24 protein-coding genes and 1 pseudogene are annotated in these 24,241 nt (G+C 61.0%); 12 read left to right on the top strand and 13 right to left on the bottom strand.

Annotated features, from left to right (window positions below; translation table 11 throughout):
* Nucleotides 1–22: 22 nt before the first annotated feature.
* The gene (locus ACW173_RS23090) at nucleotides 23–436 is read left to right on the top strand and encodes an Arm DNA-binding domain-containing protein (protein WP_492082422.1); all 414 of its coding nucleotides are present in this window, start codon (nucleotides 23–25) and stop codon (nucleotides 434–436) included.
* Here the strand turns inward: ACW173_RS23090 and ACW173_RS23085 are convergent.
* The gene (locus tag ACW173_RS23085; protein ID WP_492080530.1) at nucleotides 406–1,479 is read right to left on the bottom strand and encodes an IS3 family transposase; all 1,074 of its coding nucleotides are present in this window, start codon (nucleotides 1,477–1,479) and stop codon (nucleotides 406–408) included. The genes ACW173_RS23090 and ACW173_RS23085 overlap by 31 nt on opposite strands.
* A pseudogene (locus ACW173_RS23080) lies at nucleotides 1,446–1,598 on the bottom strand (transposase); the annotation flags it as partial. The pseudogene ACW173_RS23080 and the gene ACW173_RS23085, both read right to left, overlap by 34 nt.
* A gap of 15 nt (nucleotides 1,599–1,613) precedes the next feature.
* Between ACW173_RS23080 and ACW173_RS23075 the strand changes: the two are divergent.
* Nucleotides 1,614–2,576, top strand: coding sequence for a tyrosine-type recombinase/integrase (locus ACW173_RS23075; protein ID WP_492086045.1), 963 nt, complete (start codon nucleotides 1,614–1,616; stop codon nucleotides 2,574–2,576).
* Between the two features lie 176 nt (nucleotides 2,577–2,752).
* On the opposite strand, the gene ACW173_RS23070 is transcribed toward ACW173_RS23075, so the two are convergent.
* The gene (locus ACW173_RS23070; protein WP_492082420.1) at nucleotides 2,753–3,037 is read right to left on the bottom strand and encodes a type II toxin-antitoxin system RelE/ParE family toxin; all 285 of its coding nucleotides are present in this window, start codon (nucleotides 3,035–3,037) and stop codon (nucleotides 2,753–2,755) included.
* The gene (locus tag ACW173_RS23065) at nucleotides 3,034–3,327 is read right to left on the bottom strand and encodes an antitoxin of toxin-antitoxin stability system (RefSeq protein ID WP_492082418.1); all 294 of its coding nucleotides are present in this window, start codon (nucleotides 3,325–3,327) and stop codon (nucleotides 3,034–3,036) included. Before ACW173_RS23065 ends, ACW173_RS23070 begins: the two co-directional genes overlap by 4 nt.
* 379 nt (nucleotides 3,328–3,706) lie before the next feature.
* Here ACW173_RS23065 and ACW173_RS23060 point away from each other — a divergent pair, with 379 nt between their 5' ends.
* From ACW173_RS23060 to ACW173_RS23015, 10 genes are all read left to right on the top strand, one after another.
* Nucleotides 3,707–4,933 carry a tyrosine-type recombinase/integrase gene (locus tag ACW173_RS23060; protein WP_492082416.1) on the top strand — a complete coding sequence of 409 codons (1,227 nt, stop codon included), beginning with the start codon at nucleotides 3,707–3,709 and terminating at the stop codon, nucleotides 4,931–4,933.
* A gap of 137 nt (nucleotides 4,934–5,070) precedes the next feature.
* Complete coding sequence (locus tag ACW173_RS23055) at nucleotides 5,071–5,973, top strand: helix-turn-helix domain-containing protein (protein ID WP_492082414.1); 903 nt, start codon at nucleotides 5,071–5,073, stop codon at nucleotides 5,971–5,973.
* 89 nt (nucleotides 5,974–6,062) lie between these two features.
* Nucleotides 6,063–6,755, top strand: a complete 693-nt coding sequence (locus ACW173_RS23050) for an FkbM family methyltransferase (RefSeq protein WP_492086044.1) — start codon at nucleotides 6,063–6,065, stop codon at nucleotides 6,753–6,755.
* Between the two features lie 141 nt (nucleotides 6,756–6,896).
* Nucleotides 6,897–7,874, top strand: coding sequence for an endonuclease/exonuclease/phosphatase family protein (locus ACW173_RS23045; RefSeq protein WP_492082412.1), 978 nt, complete (start codon nucleotides 6,897–6,899; stop codon nucleotides 7,872–7,874).
* 325 nt (nucleotides 7,875–8,199) lie between these two features.
* Nucleotides 8,200–8,853: a sugar transferase gene (locus ACW173_RS23040; RefSeq protein WP_492082410.1), complete on the top strand. Its 654-nt coding sequence runs from the start codon at nucleotides 8,200–8,202 to the stop codon at nucleotides 8,851–8,853.
* A 48-nt stretch (nucleotides 8,854–8,901) separates the two neighbouring features.
* Entirely contained in the window at nucleotides 8,902–9,885 is a 984-nt protein-coding gene (gene galE, locus ACW173_RS23035; RefSeq protein WP_492082409.1) for a UDP-glucose 4-epimerase GalE, read from the top strand.
* 85 nt (nucleotides 9,886–9,970) lie between these two features.
* The gene (locus ACW173_RS23030) at nucleotides 9,971–11,278 is read left to right on the top strand and encodes a UDP-glucose dehydrogenase family protein (RefSeq protein ID WP_492082408.1); all 1,308 of its coding nucleotides are present in this window, start codon (nucleotides 9,971–9,973) and stop codon (nucleotides 11,276–11,278) included.
* A 1-nt stretch (nucleotide 11,279) separates the two neighbouring features.
* Nucleotides 11,280–12,257, top strand: coding sequence for an NAD-dependent epimerase/dehydratase family protein (locus ACW173_RS23025; protein ID WP_492086043.1), 978 nt, complete (start codon nucleotides 11,280–11,282; stop codon nucleotides 12,255–12,257).
* A complete protein-coding gene (locus ACW173_RS23020) occupies nucleotides 12,250–13,608 on the top strand; it encodes a WcaI family glycosyltransferase (protein ID WP_492082406.1) in 1,359 nt (452 codons plus the stop codon). The genes ACW173_RS23025 and ACW173_RS23020 overlap by 8 nt, the downstream gene beginning before the upstream one ends.
* Nucleotides 13,601–14,170, top strand: a complete 570-nt coding sequence (locus tag ACW173_RS23015) for a putative colanic acid biosynthesis acetyltransferase (RefSeq protein ID WP_492082404.1) — start codon at nucleotides 13,601–13,603, stop codon at nucleotides 14,168–14,170. The genes ACW173_RS23020 and ACW173_RS23015 overlap by 8 nt, the downstream gene beginning before the upstream one ends.
* On the opposite strand, the gene ACW173_RS23010 is transcribed toward ACW173_RS23015, so the two are convergent.
* The 9 genes from ACW173_RS23010 to ACW173_RS22970 all read right to left on the bottom strand — a co-directional run bounded on the left by ACW173_RS23010 (nucleotide 14,165) and on the right by ACW173_RS22970 (nucleotide 24,238).
* Nucleotides 14,165–15,247 (bottom strand): glycosyltransferase family 4 protein, encoded by a 1,083-nt coding sequence (locus ACW173_RS23010; protein ID WP_492082403.1) that lies wholly within the window; start codon nucleotides 15,245–15,247, stop codon nucleotides 14,165–14,167. The genes ACW173_RS23015 and ACW173_RS23010 overlap by 6 nt on opposite strands.
* 25 nt (nucleotides 15,248–15,272) lie before the next feature.
* Nucleotides 15,273–16,334, bottom strand: a complete 1,062-nt coding sequence (locus ACW173_RS23005) for a glycosyltransferase (protein WP_492082401.1) — start codon at nucleotides 16,332–16,334, stop codon at nucleotides 15,273–15,275.
* 40 nt (nucleotides 16,335–16,374) lie between these two features.
* Entirely contained in the window at nucleotides 16,375–16,893 is a 519-nt protein-coding gene (locus tag ACW173_RS23000; RefSeq protein WP_492082400.1) for an acyltransferase, read from the bottom strand.
* Nucleotides 16,894–16,937: 44 nt separating this feature from the next.
* Nucleotides 16,938–18,410, bottom strand: a complete 1,473-nt coding sequence (gene wzy, locus ACW173_RS22995; RefSeq protein WP_492082398.1) for an O-antigen polysaccharide polymerase Wzy — start codon at nucleotides 18,408–18,410, stop codon at nucleotides 16,938–16,940.
* Nucleotides 18,411–18,412: 2 nt separating this feature from the next.
* Entirely contained in the window at nucleotides 18,413–19,897 is a 1,485-nt protein-coding gene (locus ACW173_RS22990) for an oligosaccharide flippase family protein (RefSeq protein ID WP_492082397.1), read from the bottom strand.
* A 92-nt stretch (nucleotides 19,898–19,989) separates the two neighbouring features.
* Entirely contained in the window at nucleotides 19,990–20,949 is a 960-nt protein-coding gene (fcl, locus tag ACW173_RS22985; RefSeq protein WP_492082395.1) for a GDP-L-fucose synthase, read from the bottom strand.
* A 27-nt stretch (nucleotides 20,950–20,976) separates the two neighbouring features.
* Nucleotides 20,977–21,639 (bottom strand): hypothetical protein, encoded by a 663-nt coding sequence (locus tag ACW173_RS22980; RefSeq protein ID WP_492082394.1) that lies wholly within the window; start codon nucleotides 21,637–21,639, stop codon nucleotides 20,977–20,979.
* A gap of 36 nt (nucleotides 21,640–21,675) precedes the next feature.
* A complete protein-coding gene (gmd, locus tag ACW173_RS22975) occupies nucleotides 21,676–22,752 on the bottom strand; it encodes a GDP-mannose 4,6-dehydratase (protein WP_492082393.1) in 1,077 nt (358 codons plus the stop codon).
* A gap of 295 nt (nucleotides 22,753–23,047) precedes the next feature.
* On the bottom strand, nucleotides 23,048–24,238 hold the full coding sequence (locus ACW173_RS22970) for a DUF1501 domain-containing protein (protein ID WP_492082392.1): 1,191 nt from the start codon (nucleotides 24,236–24,238) through the stop codon (nucleotides 23,048–23,050).
* Between the last annotated feature and the right edge of the window lie 3 nt (nucleotides 24,239–24,241).

Here is a 24,241-nt window from a genome sequence, read left to right as displayed (position 1 = left end):
AAGAACCGTATAAACGATCGAGATGCACTCCATGCCTCGTCTGGTTCAGCGGCTGAATGCCATGACGCTCAAGCGACTCGTTGAGCCTGGGCTTTATCCAGATGGCGGCGGCCTTCACCTCCAGGTCACCGGCGTAGGCGGGCGGTCGTGGGTCTTTCGCTATTGGATATCGGGGCGCGAAAGGCGCATGGGCCTTGGGCCGCTGAATACGGTCTCACTCGCCGAGGCGCGGGTTGCAGCAGACAGTGCCCGCCGGCTGCGGGTCCAAGGTGTCGACCCGCTCGAGGCAAGGCGCGGAAAGCAGGTGGGGCTCCGCCCGGAGACCCATTCGCAAACGCCGTCGAACCCGGAAACTGCGCAACTGATTCCTGAGGGGGCGATGCCGGCTGACGTGACCCCCATTTCTCATCCAGCCATAACGAGAGTCCTGGGTTGATTTGAGCCTTGGTGTTGGTGGGTGGCAAGAGGCCGGCGCGCGGAGCTATCAGCCTGCGCAGCGTGCCGGCCGGTCTCTCCGCAGAAGGCGCTGGCGTACTCCCTGGGCGTCATCCAGCCGAGCTTGGAGTGCGGCCGGCGCTCGTTGTAGTCGCGCCGCCAGGTCTCCAGTACGGCGCGGGCGTGCGGCAAGGACCGGAACAGGGTCTCGTTCAGCAGTTCGTCGCGTAGCCGGCCGTTGAAGCTTTCGTTGTAGCCGTTCTGCTGGGGCTTGCCCGGTGCGATGTAATGCCAGCCCACGCCGCTGTCGTCGGTCCAGGCCAGGATGGCGTTGGAGGTGTATTCGGTCCCATTATCGCTGACGATTGTGTCGGGCCGCCGCCCGCGCTGGGCGATGATGGCATCGAGCTCGCGCGCCACTCGCCGGCCTGACAGCGAGGTGTCGGCCACCAGGGCCAGACACTCGCGCGTGCAGTTGTCGATCACCGTCAGGATCCGGAAGCGGCGGCCGTCGGTCATCTGGTCGGAGACGAAGTCCAGGCTCCAGCGCTGGTTGGGCGTCAGCGGGACCTCCAGAGGCCGCCGCGTGCCGATCGCCCGCTTGCGCCCGCCGCGCCGGCGCACGGTCAGCTTCTCCTCGCGATAGAGCCGCTGGATCCGCTTCTTGTTGACGACATGGCCCTCGCGTTTGAGCAGCACGTGCAGCCGGCGATAGCCGAACCGGCGGCGTTCCTGGGCCAGGGCCTTCAGCCGCTCGCGCAGCACGCCGTCGTCGGTCCGCGTGGCCGCGTAGCGCACGCTCGTCCGATCCACGCCCAGAACCCGGCACGCCCGCCGCTCGCTCATCTCGTAGGCCGACCCCAGATAGGCGGCGGCCTCCCGATGCGCGGCGGGCGTCACCACTTTTTTCCCAGCAGATCCTTCAGCGCGACGTTGTCGAGCATCGCCTCGGCCAGCATCCGCTTGAGCTTGGCGTTCTCGTCTTCCAGCGCCTTGAGCCGCCGCGCCTCCGACACGTCCAGCCCGCCATACTTGGCCTTCCACTTGTAGAAGGTCGGCGAGCTGAGCCCATGCTTGCGGCACAGGTCCGCCACCGGCACGCCCGCCTCCTGCTCGCGCAGGATTCCGATGATCTGTTCTTCCGTGAACCGTGATCGCTTCATTCGTCCGTCCCTTTCCTGGGGCGGACTCTAGTTATTTCTGGAGGAGTTTCAGGGGGTCACGTCACGGCCCTCACTTTTGCGGCGGCAGTAGAGGCGTACATTGATGGGAACCGAGCCGCTTGGCGAAATGAAAAGCACGCCAAGCAGTGGACCAGCACGCTAACCACTTACGCCTTTCCGCATATGGGGACTCTTGCTCTTCATGAGATAGAGACAAAGCAGGTGCTGGCGGCGTTGCAACCGATCTGGGTTGAAAAGTCCGAGACGGCCAGTCGGGTGCGCGGGCGCATAGAGGCGATACTCGACTGGGCGACGGCCCATGGGCATCGGTCAGGCGAGAATCCCGCCCGCTGGAAAGGACATCTCGACATGATCCTGCCGGCGAAGTCGAAGGTCGCTCCGGTAACGCATCACCCGGCCCTCCCTTTTGCGGAGATACGAGCGTTTATGAAGCGGCTTGCCGCCGTCAACGGTACTGCGGCGCGCGCACTTGAGTTCACGATCCTCACTGCGGCGCGCACGGGGGAGGTCATCGGCGCCGAATGGTCCGAGATCGACGTGACGGCCGGGCTATGGACCATCCCCGCTGGGCGGATGAAGGGGCAGAAGGAGCACCGTGTTCCGCTCTCGTCTCAGGCGCTCGCCATACTCAGTGACGCAAAAAAACGTGCGCTCGACCGAGGAGCGGATGCTCTTTCAGGGCCAGTTTTCCCAGGCATGCGGGAAGGGCAGGGGTTGAGCAATATGAGCCTGCTGAAGGTGCTCAAAACTTTGAACCGGCGTGACCTAACAACCCACGGCTTCCGGAGCACCTTCCGTGATTGGGCCGCCGAGACGACAAGATATTCTGGCGAGATCGTGGAAATGGCTCTCGCACACACCATCGCCAATCGCGTTGAGGCGGCTTATCGGCGCGGCGATTTACTTGAGAAGCGCCGAGGGCTGATGGAGGAATGGGCTATCGCTTGCACGCCATAGTGAAGCAGGTCACCTGCGAGCAGGCGTGTCGGCGCCGCTATCTCGATTCGATCTAAGCCCAACTCATTCGTTCGAAGCCTGTCCGGGGGCGCCGCTCCGCCCTAGCGGGCGTCTAGCTCGTGGAGGCGCGCCAACGGCGGCAAGTGGGCCTCAGGGCGCCATCGCGCAGGCGAGTTCTATTCGCGCAGTGGGGGCCACTGCCGCGAAGCGTGGAGCAGCGCCAGGATCCACACCGTGTCACCGGCCACTTCATAGACGAGCCGATAGGACTCATGGGGGAAGAGTTCGCGCGTCCCCGCGACCAAACCGGGGCGTCCCCTAGTCGCAAAGTCGGCCAGGGAGGATGCCGCACCAGAAAACAGCTGGTCCATGCGCGAGGCCGCTTGCGGGTTCTGAGCGGCGATGTAGTCCATGATGTCGAGACGATCTAAACGGGCCGAGGCCGTCCAGCGGACGTTCACCTTTGCGCCCCATCCGCCTTTCCTTCAAGCGCAAGGCGGCGTGCGGCAAACTCTGTTTCGACTTCGTCGTTTGACCAATCCAGACCCGCGACCCGATCAAGACGACCCGCCTCGACCTTGGCGCGGACGAAGACGTCATGATCACGCATCTCGCGTTGGCGCTGTACATAGTCGCGCATCATATCGCGTACGATCTGCGAGGCTGGCCGATGGGCAGCCTGTGCTTCGGCGATGAAGGCGTCGCGCAACTGTGGTTCGAGCTTCATGGTGAAGACGGCGTCTTTACCCATCAGGCGTTCTCCGTGCCGAGTACTGAAAACGTATATACGTTGTTCGCATGTCAAAAACCAGCTCCCGACGTGACCTCGCGGTGCGGCACTCTTAACCGCCGCGACCTGCAATCAAACGTATGAGCTTTTCGACGAGCATTGGCGGAGGCTTTGCCTTTGCTCCGTCTCCGCCATCCCCGCTTTCCAGCATAATCCACTGGCGTCCACAGACGTCATAAGGTCGTTGATTTATCGCGGAAAACTCGCGTTTCTGTGTCTCGACGCGTCCAGCCACATCCGCCCCTATGATGAACAGCCGTGGGGGTTAAAGCGGGGGTTTGCCCCGCGTGGGTCAAAGTGTGGGTTAGCGATGGCTCGGGTTTATGAGCGACTCACGGCCATGACGGTTCGGCAACTGCGAGATCATGGCCGGTATCCGGACGGCGGCGGCCTCTATCTTCAGGTCACGCCCGGTGGCGCGAGGTCATGGATTTTTCGCTACCGCGTCTCTGGTCGCGAACGTCAGATGGGCCTTGGCCCTCTGGAGTTGGTCTCCTTGGCCGAGGCTCGCGAAAAGGCGCGAGCGGCGCGCCTGCAACGGTACAACGGTGAAGATCCGCTAGGCGCGCGGGCTGACGCCAAAGTCCTTGCCACCAAGCTGGAGCGCAAAGGCGTCACCTTCGCCGAGGCGATGGTCGCCTACATCGCCGGCAACAAGGCCGCTTGGCGGAACGAGAAGCACATTCAGCAGTGGTCGAGCACGCTCAACACCTACGCTGTCCCGCATTTCGGATCCAAGGCCCTGGACGAGATCGAGACTGCCGATGTCCTCAACGCGCTCGAGCCTATCTGGCTGACAAAATCCGAGACCGCCAGCCGACTACGCGGACGGATCGAAGCCGTGCTGAGTTGGGGCGCGGTGCACGGCTATCGCCGGGGCGATAACCCCGCGCGGTGGAAGGGTCACATCGAGATGATCCTGCCCGCAAAGTCGAAGGTGGCGAAGGTCAAGCACCACGCCGCGCTCGACTACCGGGAGATGCCGCGCTTCATGGCCTCCCTGCGTTCGCAAGGCGGCGTAGGGGTTATGGCCCTGCGGTTCGTCATCCTCACGGCCGCGCGCACTGGCGAGGTGATTGGCGCCGACTGGAGCGAGATCGATTTCAAGAACAAGGTCTGGACGGTGCCGGCCTCGCGGATGAAGGCCGGTCGCGAGCACCGTGTGCCGCTTAGCGCGCCGGCGATCGAGATCCTGGAGCGCCAGCGCGCTGTATGGTTCGAGATCGAGGGGCGGCGACATCGCAAGACACTGAAGGAGGGTGAGACCGGGCCGACTGGGCACGTGTTCTGGGGGCAGGTGGCTGGCAAAGGGTTGAGCAATATGGCCCTGCTCGCCGTGTTGCGTCGTATGGGCCACGATGACCTCACCAGCCATGGCTTCCGCAGCACGTTCCGCGACTGGGCGGCTGAAGAAACTGAGTTCGCGAGCGAGGTGGCGGAGATGGCGCTTGCTCACGCCATCGGCAACAAGGTCGCGGCAGCCTATCGCCGCGGGGACCTCTTTGAGAAGCGGCGGACGTTGATGAATCGGTGGGCTGAGGCGTGTGCTTTGCAGGTACGTACCTAGCGCAGAGGATTTGCAGGCCCGTGCGAACATAGTGAATTCAAGCGGTTGGCTGCAAAGAGGCCGTTTTTAGCCCCTAGCAAAATCAAGGGCTTAGCCGACCCCTGCAAACCAAAGTCGGGCCTCTTGGGAGGCGCGAAATGAGCCTCGAAGCCCGCAACTGGGCGCGCCGCATCGCCGGCCTGTCGATCGCCGCCAAGGCCGTCCTGATGGCCCTGGCCGACCACGCCGACGCCGAAGGCAAGGCCTGGCCCAAGCTCAGGACCCTCGCCGAAATCACCAGCATGACCGAGCGCCACGTTCGACGTCAGATTGGCGTGCTGGAGGGCAGGGCGCTGCTGGTGCGCGAGGACCGCTTCCGAAAGGACGGCGGCCAGACCAGCAACATCTATCGCCTGGCCATTGAGCGACCGTCTCCCTCAGGTCCGCCCCCGAAGGACCCGCCGAGCCGGGGGAGGCGGACAGTAGAGTCCGACCTAAGAACCCCACCTGAACCTTCCTCTTTTGACAAAGAGGAGTGCGCGGACACGGCCGTCCCGGACGCCCGTGCGGCGTTCGACCAGGCCTTCGAGGCCTGGAAAACAGTGAGCCCGGCGAGACTGTCCAGGCCTCGCGCTTGGCCATTATGGCGTCGCTTCGCCCAGCAGCTCTCGCCTTCGCGCCTCCTAGCTGCTGCGCTACGCTATCTGCGCGAGGATCCTGATGTGAAGCGTTATGGCTCACCGCAAGGGCTCGCCAGCTGGCTAGCCGATGAAAAGTTTGAGGCCTGGCTGCTGGCGGCGGTCAAAACGACTCCTGCAACGGCGTCGTCAGTCCCCGCTGCGCTGCGAGAGGCAGCGACTTTGCGGAAGGGCGCTGCCTGGGCGACCAGTTGGTTAGCTCCATGCCGGTACGACGCGCTCACCCGCGTGCTCTATGCCAAGACTGTCTTCGCGGCGAAGACGATCGCTTCGGAGGTGGGAGGGCTGTTGCGCGATCTTGGGATCACGCTTGGCTCATTTCCGGAGCCCCATCCCGACAAACTCCATAAGGTTGCGAATTGACAACCGCTCGCGGAAGGTTGCCCATTCAATATTAACAATAAGTACGGGGGGTCTTGATGGGGCGCATTGGGAAAATCCTATCGTTGGCGATGTTTCCCGCGGCTTGGAAAGCCGCTCTCACGACAAAAACGGCTGCCGCAGTCGAGCATCGCGCGATCGTAAAGAGTGTCGCACCAACCACGTTGATAGATGTTGGCGCAAACAAAGGGCAGTTTTCACTGCTAGTGCGCGGTATGCTGGGTAAATCTGTGAAGATTTATGCCTTCGAGCCGCTTCCAGGTGAGGCTGACATCTTTGAGCGGAACCTTGGTAAGGATCCTCAGTGTCATCTGTATCGCTACGCCTTGTCTGAAGCGGCCGGGACCGCAGTATTCCATGTGGCGAGCAGGGCCGATAGTTCGTCCTTGTTGCCTTTGGCGCGCGGGCAGAACAAAGCGTATGGCGTCACCGAAGCCAGTAGAATTGAAGTCGATGTCCGTCGATTGGATCAGGTTATCACGCCAGAGATGCTAACCGGTCGAACGATGCTGAAGATCGATGTGCAAGGCGCAGAGGATATGGTGTTGGGCGGTGCCACGAAAATTCTAGATCACATAGATTTGGTCTATCTGGAGGCGTCATTCGTAGAGCTCTATTCCGGTCAGAAATTGGCGGGAGAGATCGTCTCGATAATGCACAAGCTCGGATTTTGTCTCAGGGGTGTGGGGAGCGCATCCTATACGGAGCACTTCGGGGCTACGCAGGCCGATCTGCTGTTTTCGAAAGCTGAGCTGCGAGTCTGAATGGCGCGATCTAGCGGTGGCGGTGGAGGTTTTACCGCTCCATGGCCGTTCTGTCAGGTCATTCAATTCCCTAGGCGCTCCGCCAAGTCCTGAAAGGCGATCAGGCTTTCGCTTGCCCGCTGTCATGCTATTGGCGGCGTCATGCGCCTGATGCTGCAGCTCTTGGACATCCTTGTTCGCGGCACCGCCTTGATGCTGGGCTTGTTCGGCGCGGGGATGGCGATCGCTTGCATGGGCGGCGCGTGGAGCGATCGGCTAGACACGTTCACGCATGTCGCGCCGCTATGGTTGGCGATGGGCGCCGCCAGCATACTTCTGGCCGGTCTGTTTATTAGGGGCGACGAGCGATGGGTGGCGACCACTCTCGGAGGTGTCGCTGTAACCATTTGCGCGGGGCTAATGGTCCCTGAACTCGTAGCGAGCCAGAATTTCGCACCTGGTCCAGCGCGGCCAGGCGATTTGAAGGTTATCCAGCTCAATGCCTGGGGGAGTAATTGGGCTCCTGAAAGGACTGCCGACTGGATCTTGGCTCAGAAAGCCGACGTGGTTGTCATTGAAGAGGGCGCGGGAAAGGCGCTCCCTCTCATCAAAGTTCTAAAAGAGACATTCCCTTTCTCTTCCTGTGAGCCGCATCGCCTGTGCGAAGTTTGGATCTTCTCACGAAGGCAAATTGTTACGGGCGGATCTTTTCCGGCCGTTGCGCCCTACCCATCGGGATCCTGGGCGAAGATAGCGGATGCCGCCGGCGTCTTTACCGTGATCGGTGTTCACTACGCATGGCCGGTGCCGGCCGGGCTTCAGCAAGCGCAAAGTCGCAAGCTCGTCGCGCTCATGTCGCGCTTTGATAAGGCGCGTGCGATCATCACGGGTGATTTCAACTCCACCCCGTGGTCCTTCACCTTGAGGCGCCAGGACAAGGCGCTTGGAATGAGGAGGTGGACCCGTGCTCTGCCTTCGTGGCCAGCGCAGCAGTTCTCGCGGGTGATGAGCGCGCCAACGCCCTTTCTGCCTATAGATCATGTTTATGCGGGGAGGGCGTGGCAGGCCGTGAAAGTGGAGCGCGGCCCTGCGCTAGGCTCGGATCACCGGCCTATTGTTGCGACTTTCAGGCGCCAGTAGCCGCTTCGATATATGAGGAAGCTAGAGATCGTCGGCGGAGTTTCGCCATCTCTCAGCTGCCATCGACAAGTCGATTAGAGCGTCAGTGCAATCCGTCACATCCAGGCCGATCGAATAGGTTATCCTCAAGGTTTGAGGGGCGGCCAAACTTGAGAGCGGCGCCTCACGATCGGGCGAGTATGTCCTTTGATCGTACAAGAATCGCTGCGTTGCGAAAAAAGGTTGGTTAACAACCACGGCGGGCGGTTGTTTGCGGAACGCTGATTTAGTAAAGGCTTCCTAAATCATCGGGCAAAGACCCGGCACATACACTGGTGGGGACCACGTGCTGATCGTATCTAATCCGTCAGCGGAACAGCGAAGCTGCGTCGTGAAAACGTCGCCGGTCGCCAAAGATCCGCTTAAACGAGCGATGGATATTCTGGTGGCGGGCGGCGCATTGCTGTTCTTCGCCCCTCTTCTCGCTCTCGTTGCCATTCTGATTAAACTGGAATCGCCGGGTCCGGTGATGTTCCGACAGTCGCGCGGTGGGCTAAACGGCCAAGCCTTCACGATCTTCAAGTTCCGCTCGATGCGGTGCCAGGAGAATGGGGCCAAGGTCGTTCAGGCCAAGCGAGACGACGACCGGATCACCACGATTGGCCGCATCATCCGCAAGACCAGCATTGATGAGCTTCCCCAGCTTCTCAACGTGCTGAAGGGCGACATGTCGATCGTCGGGCCGCGTCCCCACGCCCTGGCTCACGATGAACAGTATGGCGCTGTGATCGCCAACTATCATCTGCGCTTCCGCGCTCGCCCAGGCCTGACTGGCCTTGCCCAGATCAAGGGCCTGCGCGGCGGCACCGGCGCGGTCGAGGCGATGGCCGCCCGCATTGACGCGGACAACGAGTACATCGAGCGCTGGACGCTGGGCGGCGACGTCAAGATCCTGCTGATGACCGTGCCGCATCTGCTGATGGCCGAAAACGCCTACTAGCTGTGATGGCAGCGGTGGCTTTGAGGCCGCTGCTGTCGGGGGATTTTAATGCAGACCGTTCTTGTTACGGGTGGCGCCGGTTATGTCGGCTCACACGCCTGCTTGGCTTTGGCTGAAGCAGGGTTCCGGCCTGTCGTGTTCGACGATCTGTCGAACGGCCACCGTGAGCATGTCCAATGGGGACCGCTCGAAGAGGGCGATATCCGCGACGCTTTACGTCTCGATGCCGTTTTCGCCGCTCATAATCCGGTGGCAGTGCTGCATTTTGCTGCCCGGATCGAGGTCGGGGAGTCCGTCAAGAATCCAGGGACGTTCTTCGACAACAATGTCGGCGGGGCTGTGACTCTCATCGAGGCGGCCCGTCGAGCTGGCGTGAACGCCATGGTGTTTTCGTCCACCTGCGCGACCTTTGGTGATCCCGTAAACTTGCCCATGGCGGAAACCCATCCGCAGGCGCCGCTCAATCCTTATGGCCGTAGCAAGCTGATGGTCGAGCAGGCCTTGGCGGATTATGACCGCTATGTCGGGTTCAAGAGCGCGGTGATGCGCTACTTCAACGCCGCCGGTGCCGACCCGGAGGGGCGTATTGGCGAATGGCATGAGCCCGAGACCCACGCCATTCCGCTGGCGATCCAGGTCGCCATGGGGCAACGCCCCCATTTCACGATCTTTGGAGACGACTACGACACCCGCGATGGGACGGCCGTGCGCGACTATGTGCATGTCCTTGATCTTGCCGACGCGCATGTCGCGGCGCTGCGCCGCTTGCTCGCTGGCGGTTCTTCGGAAGCCTACAATCTCGGGACAGGCACCGGCACGACCGTACGGGAACTGGTCGATGGTGTCGGTCAGGCGGCGGGTCAGCCTTTGCCGGTGCAAATGGCAGCCCGACGTCCCGGCGATGCTCCCATCCTGGTTGGCGACAATGGCAAGGCGCGAGATCAGCTCGGTTGGAAACCCGTTCGTAGTCTTGACGCCATTCTTTCCAGCGCTTGGCGCTGGCACCAAGCCCAAGTTGAGCGAGGTCATTGATGAACCGGCAGCTTGAGAAGCCAGAACAATCCAATTGTCACGTTTGCGGCTTAGCCGCTGTGCAGATGAAGGTCGGGGTAAATCGATGCGCGTAGCGATGATTGGCACGGGTTATGTGGGCCTGGTGTCGGGGGCGTGTTTCGCCGATTTCGGCCACGTGGTGACCTGCATCGACAAGGATCCCAGCAAGATCGAGCGCCTGGAACGCGGCGAGATCCCGATCTTCGAGCCGGGCCTGGACGACTTGGTGGCGCGAAACGTCCGCGAAGGCCGTCTGTTCTTCACCCTGGAAGGCGCCCAGGCCATCAAGGACGCCGACGCGGTGTTCATCGCCGTCGGTACGCCCACGCGTCGCGGCGACGGTCACGCCGACCTCTCCTACGTCTACGCGGCCGCTGAAGAGATCGCCGGCCTGATCGACGGCTTCACCGTCGTGGTCACCAAGTCGACCGTGCCGGTCGGCACCGGCGACGAGGTCGAGGCGATCATTCGCAAGACCAACCCGAACGCCCAGTTCGCGGTCGTCTCCAACCCCGAGTTCCTGCGCGAAGGCGCAGCCATCGAGGACTTCAAGCGTCCCGACCGCGTGGTCGTGGGCACCGATGACGAGCGTGGCCAGGCCGTGATGCGCGACCTCTATCGCCCGTTGAGCCTGAACGAGACGCCGCTGGTCTTCACCGGTCGTCGCACCAGCGAGCTGATCAAGTACGCCGCCAACGCGTTCCTGGCGATGAAGATCACCTTCATCAACGAGATGGCCGACCTCTGCGAAGCGGTCGGCGCCGACGTGCAGCAGGTCGCCAAGGGCATCGGTCTCGACAAGCGGATCGGCGGCAAGTTCCTCAACGCCGGCCCCGGCTACGGCGGTTCGTGCTTCCCGAAGGACACCATCGCGCTCGTCAAGACCGCCCAGGACTACGGCGCGCCCACGCGACTGATCGAGACGACCGTCGAGGTCAACGATGCGCGCAAGAAGGCCATGGCCGGCAAGGTCGCCAAGGCCATCGGCGCCGAGGATCTCTCGGGCAAGACGATCGGCGTCTTAGGCCTGACCTTCAAGCCCAACACCGACGACATGCGCGACGCCCCCAGCCTGGATATCGTCCCGGCGCTGCAGGCGCTGGGCGCCAAGGTCCAGGCCTTCGATCCGGAAGGCGCCAAGGAAGCCGCCCACATGCTGCCCGGCGTCGAGTTCAAGTCGGGCGCGTATGAAGTCGCCGAGGGCGCCGATGCGCTGGTGATCATCACCGAGTGGGACCAGTTCCGAGCCCTGGATCTGGATCGCCTGAAGCTGCTGCTCAAGTCGCCGACCGTCGTCGATCTGCGCAACGTCTACAAACCGGCCGAGATGGTGAAGCACGGCTTCACCTATGCCAGCATCGGGCGAGGGTAAGATCATGAAGGCTCCGATCATCGTCACGGGCGCGGCCGGCTTCATCGGCATGCACGTGGCTGAGCGTCTGCTGGATCGCGGCGAGGCCGTGGTCGGAGTCGACGTCTTCAACGCCTACTATGACCCGGCCCTGAAGGACGCTCGGGCCGCGAAGCTGGCGAGCCGAGACGGCTTCACGATGGTCCGAATGGATATCGCCGAGCACGAGACCTTCGCCGAGCTGGTGAAGACCTCGGGCGCCAGGCACGTGATCCACCTGGCCGCTCAGGCCGGCGTCCGCTACTCGATCGAGAACCCTTTTGCTTACGAGCGCAGCAACCTGGCCGGTCACCTGTCGGTGCTGGAAGCCTGCCGCCATGCCGGCGTCGAGCATCTAGTCTATGCTTCGTCATCGTCGGTCTACGGTGATCGCCCGCTGAACGGCGAAGGGTTTCGTGAAAGCGATCCGGCAGAAAGCCCGGTGTCGCTGTACGCGGCTACCAAGCGGTCGTGCGAGCTGCTGAGCCAGAGCTACGCCAAACTCTACGGCTTCCCGCAGTCGGGTCTGCGGTTCTTCACGGTCTACGGCCCATGGGGACGCCCAGACATGGCCTATTTCGGCTTCACCGAGAAGATGCTGAAGGGCCAGTCGATCGAAGTCTATGGCGAGGGCCAGATGGCGCGGGATTTCACTTACATCGACGATATCGTCGACGGCATAGTCGGGATTCTGGACAATCCGCCCGCTAAGGGTGGGCACGAAGTCTATAACATCGGTGACAACGATCCTGTCGGCCTGATGGACATGATCACGACGCTGGAGCGCGCGCTGGGTATCGAGGCCGAGAAGGTCATGCGCCCGATGCAGCCGGGTGACGTAACGGCGACCTTCGCCAATATCGACAAGCTGCAAGCCCTGTGCGGCTACAAGCCCAAGATCAAGCTCGCCGAAGGCCTGGCGCGCTTCGTCGAGTGGAGAAGGTCGTACGACCATGGCTGAGTTGGTTTTGGACGATGCCGTCACTCGGGAGGCCACCGGCGTGAACGTCGAGGGACGAGATGGTCATCATGAGGCCGTTGTCGCCGGAGCCGAGAAGCAGTCGCTTCGCGTGCTGATCGTGGCGTTGAACTACGCGCCAGAAATGGTCGGTTGCGCCAAATACACGACGGAACTCGCGGAGGCTTTGGTCGCCGACGGCCATCAGGTTGAGGTCGTGTGTGGCCCTCCGTACTATCCGAAGTGGCAGATCCAGGACGGGTATTCCGGCGCGACCTGGCGTCGGGAAGAACTGAATGGCGTGAAGCTTACCCGGACCCCTCTCTTCGTGCCGAAGAAAGTTTCGGGCCTGTCGCGTATCCTTCACCTCGCATCCTTTGGCGCGGGCACCTTTCCGGCGGCGATCGGTGCCGCGATGCGATTCAAGCCGGATCTGGTTTTCACCGTGGCGCCGTCGTTATCGTCGTCCGTCTCGGCTGCTGTCGCGGCGCGCCTCGTGGGGGCGCGGAGCTGGCTTCACATCCAGGACTTCGAGGTCGATGCGGCCTTTGATTTGGGTTTGCTGAAGAGCCGGGCAGGGCGGAGTCTAGCCCTTGCCGCGGAGCGGACGATCTTCAAGGCGTTCGACCGTGTTTCGACGATCTCCGCTGCGATGATGAACTTGCTACTCCGAAAAGGCGTACCGCAGGAAACGATTGTCGAGCTGCGCAACTGGGTCGACGTGGACAAGACGCCGAGACTGCCTTCGTCCAACACCGCTTATCGCGCCGAGCTGGGGATAGGCGCCTCTGACGTCGTCGCGCTCTATTCGGGCAACATGGCAGCCAAGCAGGGCATCGAGATGCTTGCGGAGGTGGCCAAGGAAGCGGCTGCGCGGAACGATGCGATCAAGTTCATCTTCTGTGGCGAGGGGCCGGCGCGTTCACAGCTGGAGGACGGTTGCCAGGGACTGAGCAATGTCAGCTTCCTTCCCCTGCAGCCCTTGGAGCGCCTGCCAGAACTGCTTGGGACGGCTGATATTCATCTGCTGCCGCAACGTCCTGAAGCGGCCGATCTGGTGCTGCCGTCGAAGCTTACGGGTATGCTGGCCTCGGGACGTCCTGTCGTCGCGATGGCGGAAGCGGGATCAGGTTTGGCAGAAGAGGTTGCTGGCTGCGGGCTCGCCGTTTCTCCGTCGGCCGCTGCAATGGCCGATGCGGTTATCAAGCTGGCCGCTTCGCCCAAAGAGCGGCTTGCGTATGGCGATGCGGCTCGCTTGAAGGCCGAACAGCGCTGGCGAAAGACAGCAATCATCGGGGCCTTCGAGCAGGCGGCTATAGCGTTGGTCGGAAAGAAGAGGGCTAGGGGTGGATAACGAACCTCTGGTTCAAGACCTGCGTTTGTTTCAAAATCCACCAGGCTTCCGAGGGCGTTCGAGCCTCGTCGTCCAGCTGTGGTGGATCGTGCAGGCGACGCTCTTCGCGTGTTCTCCCCAGTTCATGTACGGCTGGCGGGCGGCGCTTCTGCGCTTGTTTGGAGCTGAGATTGGAACAGGTACGGTCATTCGACCGACAGCCCGTATCACCTATCCTTGGAAGCTCAAGGTTGGCGACTACAGCTGGGTCGGGGACTATGCCGAGCTCTATAATCTAGCCGACATCGAGATAGGCAATAACGCCGTCGTTTCGCAGTACGCCTACCTGTGCACCGGATCGCACGATCCAGCCGCGCGGGCTTTCGATATCTTTGGCAAGCCGATCATCGTCGAGGACGAGGCCTGGATTGCGACGGGAGCCTTCGTGCACCCCGGGGTAAGGGTCAGTCGTGGCTCGGTCGTGGCGGCTCGAGCAATGGTGACCAAGGATACCAAGCCCTACTTCATCCACGTCGGTGCGCCGGCCAAGTCGACCCGCGACCGCCGTTTGCCAGCGTCATAGAGCGTCGACCAACTTTTCCAGTTGGCCGGCAGCCTCGATCTTCATCTCCGCAAATCGCGCTTGCGCCCGCTGGGCCAGGTCCCGTCGGATAGACTTGTCCGCGTGCCGGGTAAGCCATGCCACTGCTTCGCGGTGGAAGCTTTCGATCGGAGCCACCAGGCCGGGCGACGAACCATGATCGCATGACATGCAGCCCCGCTTCGTGGTCAGCACGGCGGAGCCATGGGCCAGGGCTTCGAGCAGCACCAGCGGCTGGGCCTCGTTGTCGTAGTCGCTGGGGAACACAAAGGCGTCTATGGACGAAAAGAAGCGGTCCTTCTCTGCGCCGTAGAGTGGGCCAAGCCATTTGAAATCCTCGGGGAAGGCGGCCTCGGCCGCCTCGATCGCTTGCCGCGAAGCTTGGTCGCCGATAGGGCCTGCGATGCGGCCGCGGACCGATACGTTCGCTGCGCGAAGCGCCTTGTAGATCTCGACGAACCGGGAGGCACCCTTTTCAGCGGTCAGGTTCGAGAGATGGCCTATGGTCAGCACGTCGTCCCGGACGTTGTTGGCGCCTCCGGCGGCGATCATGAAGGCGTTGGGCAGAACTAGGCCTTCATTTCGCCGTGAGCTCCACTCGCTCGCATAGCGCGTTTTCAGGCCGTCCAGCATGTCTTGGCACAATGCAATGTGCGTCATTCCCGGCGGCGCCAAGCGGATCAGCGACGCCATCAGCCCCGAGCGTCTATTGACGTAGGCGAAGCTGTGGTGATGAACCCAGACCTTGTAGCCCAGCACACCGGCGGCGACCGCAATGGCAATATTCAGCGCGATGCCGGAGCCGCCATCCGAAGGCATGTAAAGGACACGGGCTCCCTTGGACTTCGCCTTCGCAAGCGTGGCGATGGCGGCCAGGGTGCGACCCACTCGGAAGACTTGCTTTCGGGCGCCTCTGTGCGCTCGCGGGCTGAGGTCCACGGTGGCTGCGACGAGGCCCCGCTCCGCCAGCTCTTGAACAACTCGCTCGTTGACCGCCGACAATCCCGTAACGGGAGGCGGCAGTTGAATAGCGGCGACGACGTACGGCGCGTTGGTCATGGGGGCGAGATTTCCTAACTTGAACCTATCGCTTCCGCGCCGAGAGGGTCTGTTCGAAGAAGTCCAGATAATTGCGGCTGACGACTTCAGGCGTCATGGCTCGTAATCGATCTTGAGCGAAGTCCAGCGTGGATGCGGTTTCGTCGCTTGCCAGCAGCTTGTCGAGCACACGCACACAAGCATCCGGATCATCTCGATCGGTGACGTAGAAGGGGTAGGAGGGGCCCAGAACGGCGCGATGTTCGGGGATATCCGACGCTACGATAGGCGTCCCTTGCGCCACGGCCTCCAGCACCACATTCGGCGTTCCTTCGTGGTGGCTTAGCGTGACGAGTGCGGCGGCGGATCCGATAAGCGAGGGGGCGTCGGAACGGAAGCCGAGTAGGGCGACGTTGGTGGCGCTGCTTTGGGCGATCAGCGTCTCCAACTCGCTCTGCAATCCGCCGCCACCAATTAGTTGGAAGCTAAAGTCGGGCCTTGATGCTGCAAGATTGCAGAATGCCTGAGCCGTGGTGGTGACGTTCTTCTGCGGTTCGAGACGGCCGACATAGACCACCGTCTTAGCGCGCGGGGACGGAGCGGTCGATCGCGGAGATTGGTCGACAATATTGGAAACGACAAAGAGATTGCCTTTGGCACCGTTGTTCTTCCAATAGGCGCGCCCGGGTTCCGAGTTGCTGATGATAGCATCCGAAAATCGTCCCAGGAGTTTCCGAATATTGTAGCGAATTTCGTTCGGATAGTAGGAGTCGCGTTCATTCAAGATCCAGCGAATACGCGGCATAGCCTTCTTGATGAAGAAGCCGTAGACATCGCAGGCGTGAAGCCAGCTAAGGACGATATCTGGCTTTATATTCTTAACCGTGCGGATGGCTGCGGCTATATTTCTGGGATCGTAGTTTGATCGAGCCGGAAGTTTATGGGTAGTGACACCGTCAGACTTCAGAAGATGATCGTGCACCCCTTCGTGAAAATACACGATGTGGAGATCAACGAGTTTGTTTTCGCCCAGATAGTTGGCGAGCTTGATGCATTGCTTTTGAGCCCCGCCGTCCCCGAATCCTGGGATCAGAAAGCAAACTCGCATACGAAACTTTCTATAAAGTAGTTGTTCAGATTTTCTCAGATTATAGCGACGCTTTTGCGTTGAACATATCTAGATAGAATTTTTTCTTTTCCGCTTCCGAAAGGTTCTTGGTCGGAAGGCCAGTGCTCAGAATCTTTGCTTCGTAGTCCCGTATCGGCTTGATCACGCGTGCGGGGACGCCTGCCGCCACGCAATTGTCCGGGATGTCTTTTGAGACAACAGAGCCCGCACCGATGACGACGTTGCTGCCGATGGTGACGCCGGGGAGAACGATGCTGCCGTAGCCGATGAAGACGTTGTCGCCGACCTTGATTGGCTTGACGATGTCGATGTCGGGATTGCCGTCCCTGAAAACCCAAACGCCGCCGTCGTGAGTTTCAAATCGAGTTGCGGTCGCGCTGACATGGTTGCCAAGCGTGATGAGGTAGGGCTCAGTGCTGAAATCGACCTGGATCAGCCGGCACTTTTCGCCGACGGTGACGCCGAGGCTTCTAGCATAGCCGATTGGATCGCGACGCTTGTACAGCGCCTGGCTCAGGGCCTTGAAAATGCCGAGCATGCTGTTGTGGGCCTTCAGTTTGATTTTGAGGCGACTGTGGGGTTCTAGCGACGGGCGACCATCTGCGCGGATGGGCGTCGGCTTTTCTTTGCGGCGGCGAGATAGCCGAGGACGCACAGCAACAGGAACGTCCAGAACATCATCCGAACGGGGGAATCCAAGCTGTAGCGTGGGAGTTCGCCGAATAGCGGCAGTGCGACCAGATAAAAGATCGTTTGCCCTGTAGAGTTATAGCGCTCGGCGGTGCGCTTCTGAATAATGCCGGCGATGAGGCCGGCCAGAGTCATCACCACTCCGACGCCTATGATCCCGAAATCAATATAGATATCCGAAATGACGTTCGAGCCGACGTTCCAAACCGCGTGTGCGCCTACCATGTAGTAGGTGATTAGATCAGCAGTGCTCAGGAACCCACTATAACCCTCGAGCACGAAGCCTCGGACGAGGGGAATAATCCCCGAGAAGCCGATGACTTTATACCACCCAAAACCATAGTTCTGGGTTTGTGGGACGATCGCCAAGGAGGCTTTCAGGGTCGTTGTGGAAATGCTGAAGCTGCCGCTCGCTAGGTTGCGATCCTGGGTCGTGCTTGTGGTCAGCTGTTCGACAAAGCCTTCAAGAGACTTTTCCGGCATCATCCGGAAGGCTTCGACGCCGTTGTAGACGAACATGGACGCCACGATGCAGGCGATCAGAATATAGGGCTGCATGCGGTACCTGAAGGTCATCAGGCCGCCGCCGGCTGCGATCGCCAAAAGGAAGAAGTTGTTCCGGTCGCCGTTGAACAGCATCTGGAAGGACCAGAGCGCCGTCACCGCAATCGAGATCCAGAGCGCGGGGAAGATCTTTCGCTTCTTGGCGACCGTATCCACGACGATGGCGATCGAGATCAGGCTGAGCATGACGATCAGCAGATAGACGCCGTTCGCGGCGGCGCCACCGCTTTCCGAGCGCGTGTAGCGCCCCACGTCGGCGCTTTGCCAGCCCGACAGCATGTACAGCGCGATGAGTGCGACCTGCAGGCCTAGCACGAGAATTTGGAACGTATTCACGGCCTGGGCAGACTCTGCCGGTCCTCCGTTCGATTCCTTGCCCGTATGGGGGCGGATCGTGGGCATACGGATGCCGGTGCAAAAGCCGACGGCTCCGATGGACGATGCAATCAACGCACGATCGGTCTGTGTGGAATAGGTGTGTTGTACGAAGTAGTTTCTGAACAGATCCGTTAGGCCAAGCACGTGATATTGGTAGGGCAGATAGAAGATGACGTAGTAGAAAATCAGGAAGAGAATTTCGATAGAGGCGTAGGAGGGCGTGTTCGGCTTGATCTTTACGGGCGACACGGCCGCCCGGGCGAAGAGAGCGTAGAATATGATGAGGTTGATCCAGATGGTGAACGTCGTTTCGCCTTCCGGGGTCAGAAAGAAGAAGGCGGTGAGCACCACGAGGAGGAGCAGCCCGACAATGACGCCGAGTTTCTGCGCTTGGTCGGTGATAGGCGAGGCTGTCAGTTTCATTTTCACGCTCGCCTATTGAAGTACGAAACAATCCTGTTGCGCGTGTTCGTGGACAGTATGCCCCAGAACGTCACGAGAACGAGAAGCGGGGCCGCGGTCGCGCCACTCAAGGCTAGCAGCAACCAATGTTTCACCTCGATCCTCAAGCCCACGAAATAGCATAGGATCAGAAGCGAAATCGCAACGAGAATGCGCCCGAATGGAAAGGCGGCCTCGTCGAACATCCTGTCGACGAAGCGCGGGAACAGGGCGGTCATCAACATGCGGCCCAGCAGGATGCCGGCGAAGACGAAAACCAAGTTGTGGAAGATCGCGAAGCCCAGCCAGCCCAGGAAAATTCCCAGGGCGGCGCTCAGAGCGCCAGTCAGCACCTTCTGGCGAATGTTGAGCCCCACGTCTTGAATCTGAGCTTCGCAACGCGCGAGGGCGAGCTGGAAAAAGGTCGCGACCATGAGGCCGTTAACGGGGTCGCCGAGGTATGATTGCGCGCCCGCCCACAGTGTCACGAACGACTTGTTGAAGAGCAGAATCGCTGCCGCAGTAATGGTCGCGATCGAAAGAATGATTTCCCGCGTCTGCCGCACCAGACCCGCCGCGTCCTGGCGTTGGCCTTCGCCCAGGAGCAAACCGATCTTAGGGGCTATGGCGCTGGCGGTAAGCAGGCACATGGAGAGTGCGAACTGCACCACATAGGACGTGAAGGTGTATTTCGCGACCTCCAGAGCCCCGAGCAGATACCCTACCAGCATGATCTCGGTGGACATCAGGAGCATCTGCACCAAGCTCCATCCCATAGTCCAACCGCTGAACTGAGAGATGCCCTTGATGTCAGCGAGTGTGGGCTTCTTGACGCCCCACCAAGACACGCGGCGTCGCGCTGACAGCAGGGTGAAGAAGCCGTTCAGCGCCGAGCACAGCACGGTAATGGTCGCCAGCAAGATCAGGTTGCCGCCCATCATGGCGGCCACGAGCATCGCTATGTTGCTGACGATCAGAAACATCGTGTTGATGTTCATGGACCGGAAGCCTTGATTGGTTCCGGTTAGAACCGCGTCTGGCACCCCGATCAGGCCGGCGATGACGACATTCAGCCCCAAGATCGCGCACGTCCACCGCAGCGTCGAGAATTCGGACGACGCCACGCCCTTGATCGCGTGAGGCGCGATGAAGACGATAAAGGCCAGGACGGCCAGCAGCAGGGGGAGCCAGGCTAGCCACAGAGCCATGGACGCGCCGACTTCGCGCCGCTTGCTGTCGTCGTCGAGTTGGGCGGCGCGATAGGCGACCAGCCATTTCAAGGCCTGGGTCGAGCGACCATCGGCCGTGGTCGCGAACTCAAGGTATCGAAGGCTAGCCTTCCACAAGCCAAAGCTGGCAGGGCCCAGTGAGCTCGCGAGTAGCGGGCTGAGCGCAAAGTTGAGCGCGCCCAGAACAATGAAGTTGGCGTAGTTCGCGATCGCGTTGAGCTTTGTCTGGCCTATCTTCATGGTCTTGGTGCTGTCAGCCAGCTAAGCTCCAGGTACATCTCCGGTGGTTCTTCGGCTCCGGATAGCTCGTGAAATCGACGGGCGGGGCAGGGTTAGGCTGATGCCGCTTCGAGCTTGTATTTTTTGAACCACTCGTAGGCTGCAGCGATACCGTCCCGGAGCTCGATGGAGGGCTTCCAGCCCATGCCGCGCAGCTTGTCCGCGCTCATGAGCTTCCGCGGCGTGCCATCCGGCTTGCTCGTGTCGGTGATGATCTCGCCCTTGAAGCCAACCACTTCGCAGACCAGTTGCGCCAACTCCAGGATCGTGACGTCCTCGCCCGAGCCTACGTTGACGTGCTCGAAGTCGGAGTAGGTCTTCATCAGGAACACGCAGGCGTCGGCGCAGTCGTCGGCGTTCAGGAACTCGCGGCGCGGTGTTCCCGTGCCCCAGATCGTGATGCTCTCCGCGCCTGCCAGCTTGGCTTCATGAGCCTTGCGGATCAGCGCTGGCATCACGTGGCTGCTGTTCAGGTCGTAGTTGTCGCCCTGGCCGTACAGGTTGGTCGGCATCGCGCTGATGAAGTCGCAGCCGTGCTGCTTGCGGTAGGCTTGGGCCAGCTTGATGCCGGCGATCTTGGCGATCGCGTACCATTCGTTGGTCGGTTCGAGCGGGCCGGTGAGGAGGCTGTCCTCCATGATCGGCTGCGGCGCGAACTTCGGGTAGATGCACGAAGACCCGAGGAACAGCACCTTGCCGACTCCGCTCCGCCAGGCCGCATCGACGATGTTCGTCTCGATGACCAGATTGTTGTAGAGGAAATCGGCCGGATAGGTGTCGTTGGCCAGGATGCCGCCGACCTTGGCCGCCGCCATGAAGATGGCGTCCGGCTTTTCCTTGGCGATCCAGGACTCGACAGCGCTTTGGCGCTCGAGGTCGAGGACGTCACGGCCGGCGGTCAGAACTTCGCAGTCCTCGGACTGCAGCCTGCGGACGATCGCGGACCCGACCATGCCTCGATGGCCGGCGACCCAGATGCGCTTGCCTTGTAGGGGGTAGAGAGCGGTATTCACGGTATCGTCCTTAAGAGAAGACGTCATCTAGACCACTTGGCCTTGAGTGCGGGTGAAGTAAGCCAGCTCCTGCGAGAGCGCTTTCACGGGTTTGGCGGGGACGCCGCTATAGAGCTGGTAGGTTTCATCGAACTTCCCGCCGAGCACCGAGCCAGCAGCCAGAATGCTGAAATCCGGCAAGCTGGAGCCTTTCAAGAAGATGCTGCGCGTGCCGACGAAAGCGTATTCTCCGATCCGAACCGGCGCGCAACGCTGGCGGCACTCCTCAACATCAATGCTGTGGGTGAGGACCTGAGATCCCCAGCCGCCGAACGTTGCATATGCCCCGACCTCGATCGTGTCGGTGCAGTCGAGGAGGTGCCGGTGGGTCACCGCTGCTTGTTTCCGAATGAGCAGGGCAGGGCGGCGGTCGGGTTGATCTTGGAAGTACTGAGAGGTTCGGGGCAAGCCCGTTACCCAGTTCAGATTGCCAAGAATGGCGCCCTCTTCGAGCACCAATTCTTCCAGCCCTTTGACAAAAGTCAGCGAGCCGATCCGAGCGTCCGCCCCCATGGTTAACTTGGCGGCGGAAACCACCGAGTAACCGATGCGCGCAGTCGGTTCGATCTGATAGCCGAGGAAGCTACGCAGGAGTGCCCTGCGTAGCGGCCACGGAAAGATCATCAGAGCGAGTTGAACCAAAAGGCCCATGGGTTGCCTCGTCTGTATGCGCTGGCGCGTTGAAGCCTACTCGGCGTTCCGACGCTGCTCCTTGGCGACATTGATCATGTCGGCGGCGACCATTTCGGAGCAGAGCTGCTCCCACTTGGTCTCGTGGACCCAGCCGAGCTTTTCCTTGGCCTTGGTCGGATCGCCGATCAGCAACTCGACCTCGGTCGGACGGAAGTAGCGCGGGTCGACCTCGACCAGCACCTTGCCGGTCTCGGCGCACGAGCCCTTTTCGTCGACGCCCGTGCCCGACCAGTTGATCGTGATACCGACTTCCGAGAAGGCCTTGGCGACGAAGTCGCGGACCAGGGTAGTCTCGCCGGTAGCCAGGACGTAGTCGTCGGCCTGTTCCTGCTGCAGCATCAGCCACATGCCACGGACATACTCGCGGGCGTGGCCCCAGTCGCGCTTGGCGTCCATGTTGCCCAGGTACAGCTTGTCCTGGAAGCCTTGCTTGATGGCCGCGACGGCGCGCGTGATCTTACGGGTTACGAAGGTCTCGCCGCGCAGCGGGCTCTCGTGGTTGAACAAGATGCCGTTGCTGGCGTGGATGCCGTAGGCCTCGCGATAGTTGACCACGATCCAGTAGCTGTAGAGCTTCGCAGCGGCGTAGGGGCTGCGCGGATAGAAGGGCGTCTTCTCGCTCTGCGGCACTTCCTGGACCAGGCCGTACAGCTCAGACGTCGAGGCCTGATAGAACTTGGTCTTCTTTTCCAGGCCCAGAATGCGGATGGCTTCCAACAGGCGCAGCGTGCCCGTGCCGTCGGCGTTGCTGGTGTATTCCGGCGTCTCGAAGCTCACCTGGACGTGGCTCTGGGCCGCCAGGTTGTAGATCTCGTCCGGCTGGGTCTGCTGCACGATCCGGATCAGGTTCGTGCTGTCGGTCATGTCGCCGTAGTGCAGGATGAAGCGCGGATTATCGACGTGCGGATCCTGATAGATGTGTTCGAGACGGCCGGTATTGAACGACGACGAGCGTCGCTTCACACCATGGACCGTATAGCCTTTCGACAGAAGCAGTTCCGACAGATACGCGCCGTCTTGCCCGGTCACGCCCGTGATGAGCGCAACCTTACCATTGCTTTCAACCGTCATTAGATCCCCACCTTCGAGAACGCAGCTATTCCGCTTTGCGTAATGGCCTCATAGCGTAAGCTTTTCGTTGATGCGACCTTGTTATTGCGATGCAGCGCTAAAAGTTGTGATTGAACGTCCCGTGGGCGCCATTAACCGTAAATAACGGATCATCTTAGTCGCCAGTTGTGACGTCGGTTTGTCGTGACCGAGATGCGAGCACCCGTCTGGCGAGACTTTACCTTAGTCGTTCTCCACTGATCTAGCGGTTGTGCGCATGCCGCTGGGAGTGAAGGTTAACCGTGGAGCGGTATGTCTAGAGTAGCGTCAAATCCGCCGGTGCGATCGACGGGAAGACCTCGCTGGTCTGGCGGCTGTTCAGGCCGTAAAGGCGCGCAATGACGCCCCCGATCAGGGCGCGGTAGTCGGTCAAGACTGGAAGATCTCTGTTTTCATTGAGCGTATCGGTGCCGAGCTTGACCTGCGGACCCGCCATGCGACCTCCTCGGACTGCTCCGCCTAGAACCCAGTAGATGCTTCCATGGCCGTGATCGGTGCCCTTGTCGCCATTCTCCCTGAAGGTCCGGCCAAACTCGGACACGACGACGACTGTGGTTTTGGCCCAATCCTGGGGCCCCATTTCCTCGGCCAAGCCGGCCAGTCCTCGACCCAGCTGACCGATCCGATCGGCGAGCACGCCGGTTGCGCCACCTTGATTGACGTGCGTGTCCCAGCCGCCGACGTCGAGGAACGCGACATTATAGTCTGACAACATCATGCGAGCGACGCGGCGCGCCGCCAGTTCAAAGCCACTGGCCGCCACGGCGCCGCGGTTAGCCGCCACCATTTCACCGGCGAGGGTGGAGTAGGCTTTGTCGCGAACTGAAAAGCCCTGGTCGACCGCGGCCCGCAATTGATGGCCTTGATACATTTGCTGAATAAGCGCCGCTTGCCGGTCGCTGACGCCGGGTTTGCCGATACCTGCGACCGCGATATTCGGAACGACCTGAGCGCCGTGGAAGATAAGCGGCGGCTGCATAGTGAAAGAGATTGTCCGGGCGGTGGCCAGTTGGGCGGCCAAACGTGCGAGAAAGCCTGAGCGATAGTCTCTAGAGCCCGCAACGGGCTGGCCCAGTTCGATAGTGTCCTGTGTTTCGAAATGGCTGCGCGTTAAGTCATCGCTTCCCACAAAAGGCACGAAAGCAATCTGCTTTTTTTGCCAAAGGGGATAGATGCTTTCCTTGAGGGCGGGGTGAAGACTCCAGTCGCCGTCAAGTTCTAGGGCGCTGCTAGCGTTCTGTCTGTCCACCCGCGCAATCGCAATGTTGGGGCGCGTTTCATGATAGAGGTCACTGTAACCCGGAATGACGACGCTGATCGCGTCGTATCCTCCCCGTAGAAAGACGACCAGAAAGCGTTGATCGGTGGCAGGAGCGCTCCACGCTCTGCCGGTAATCGCTAGTGACGATGCGCCGAAGCCGGCGGCCAGGAAATCGCGTCGATGCATGGT

The organism is Caulobacter sp. ALps2, assembly GCF_058681635.1.
This window is presented reverse-complemented; position numbering and strand designations above follow the sequence as displayed.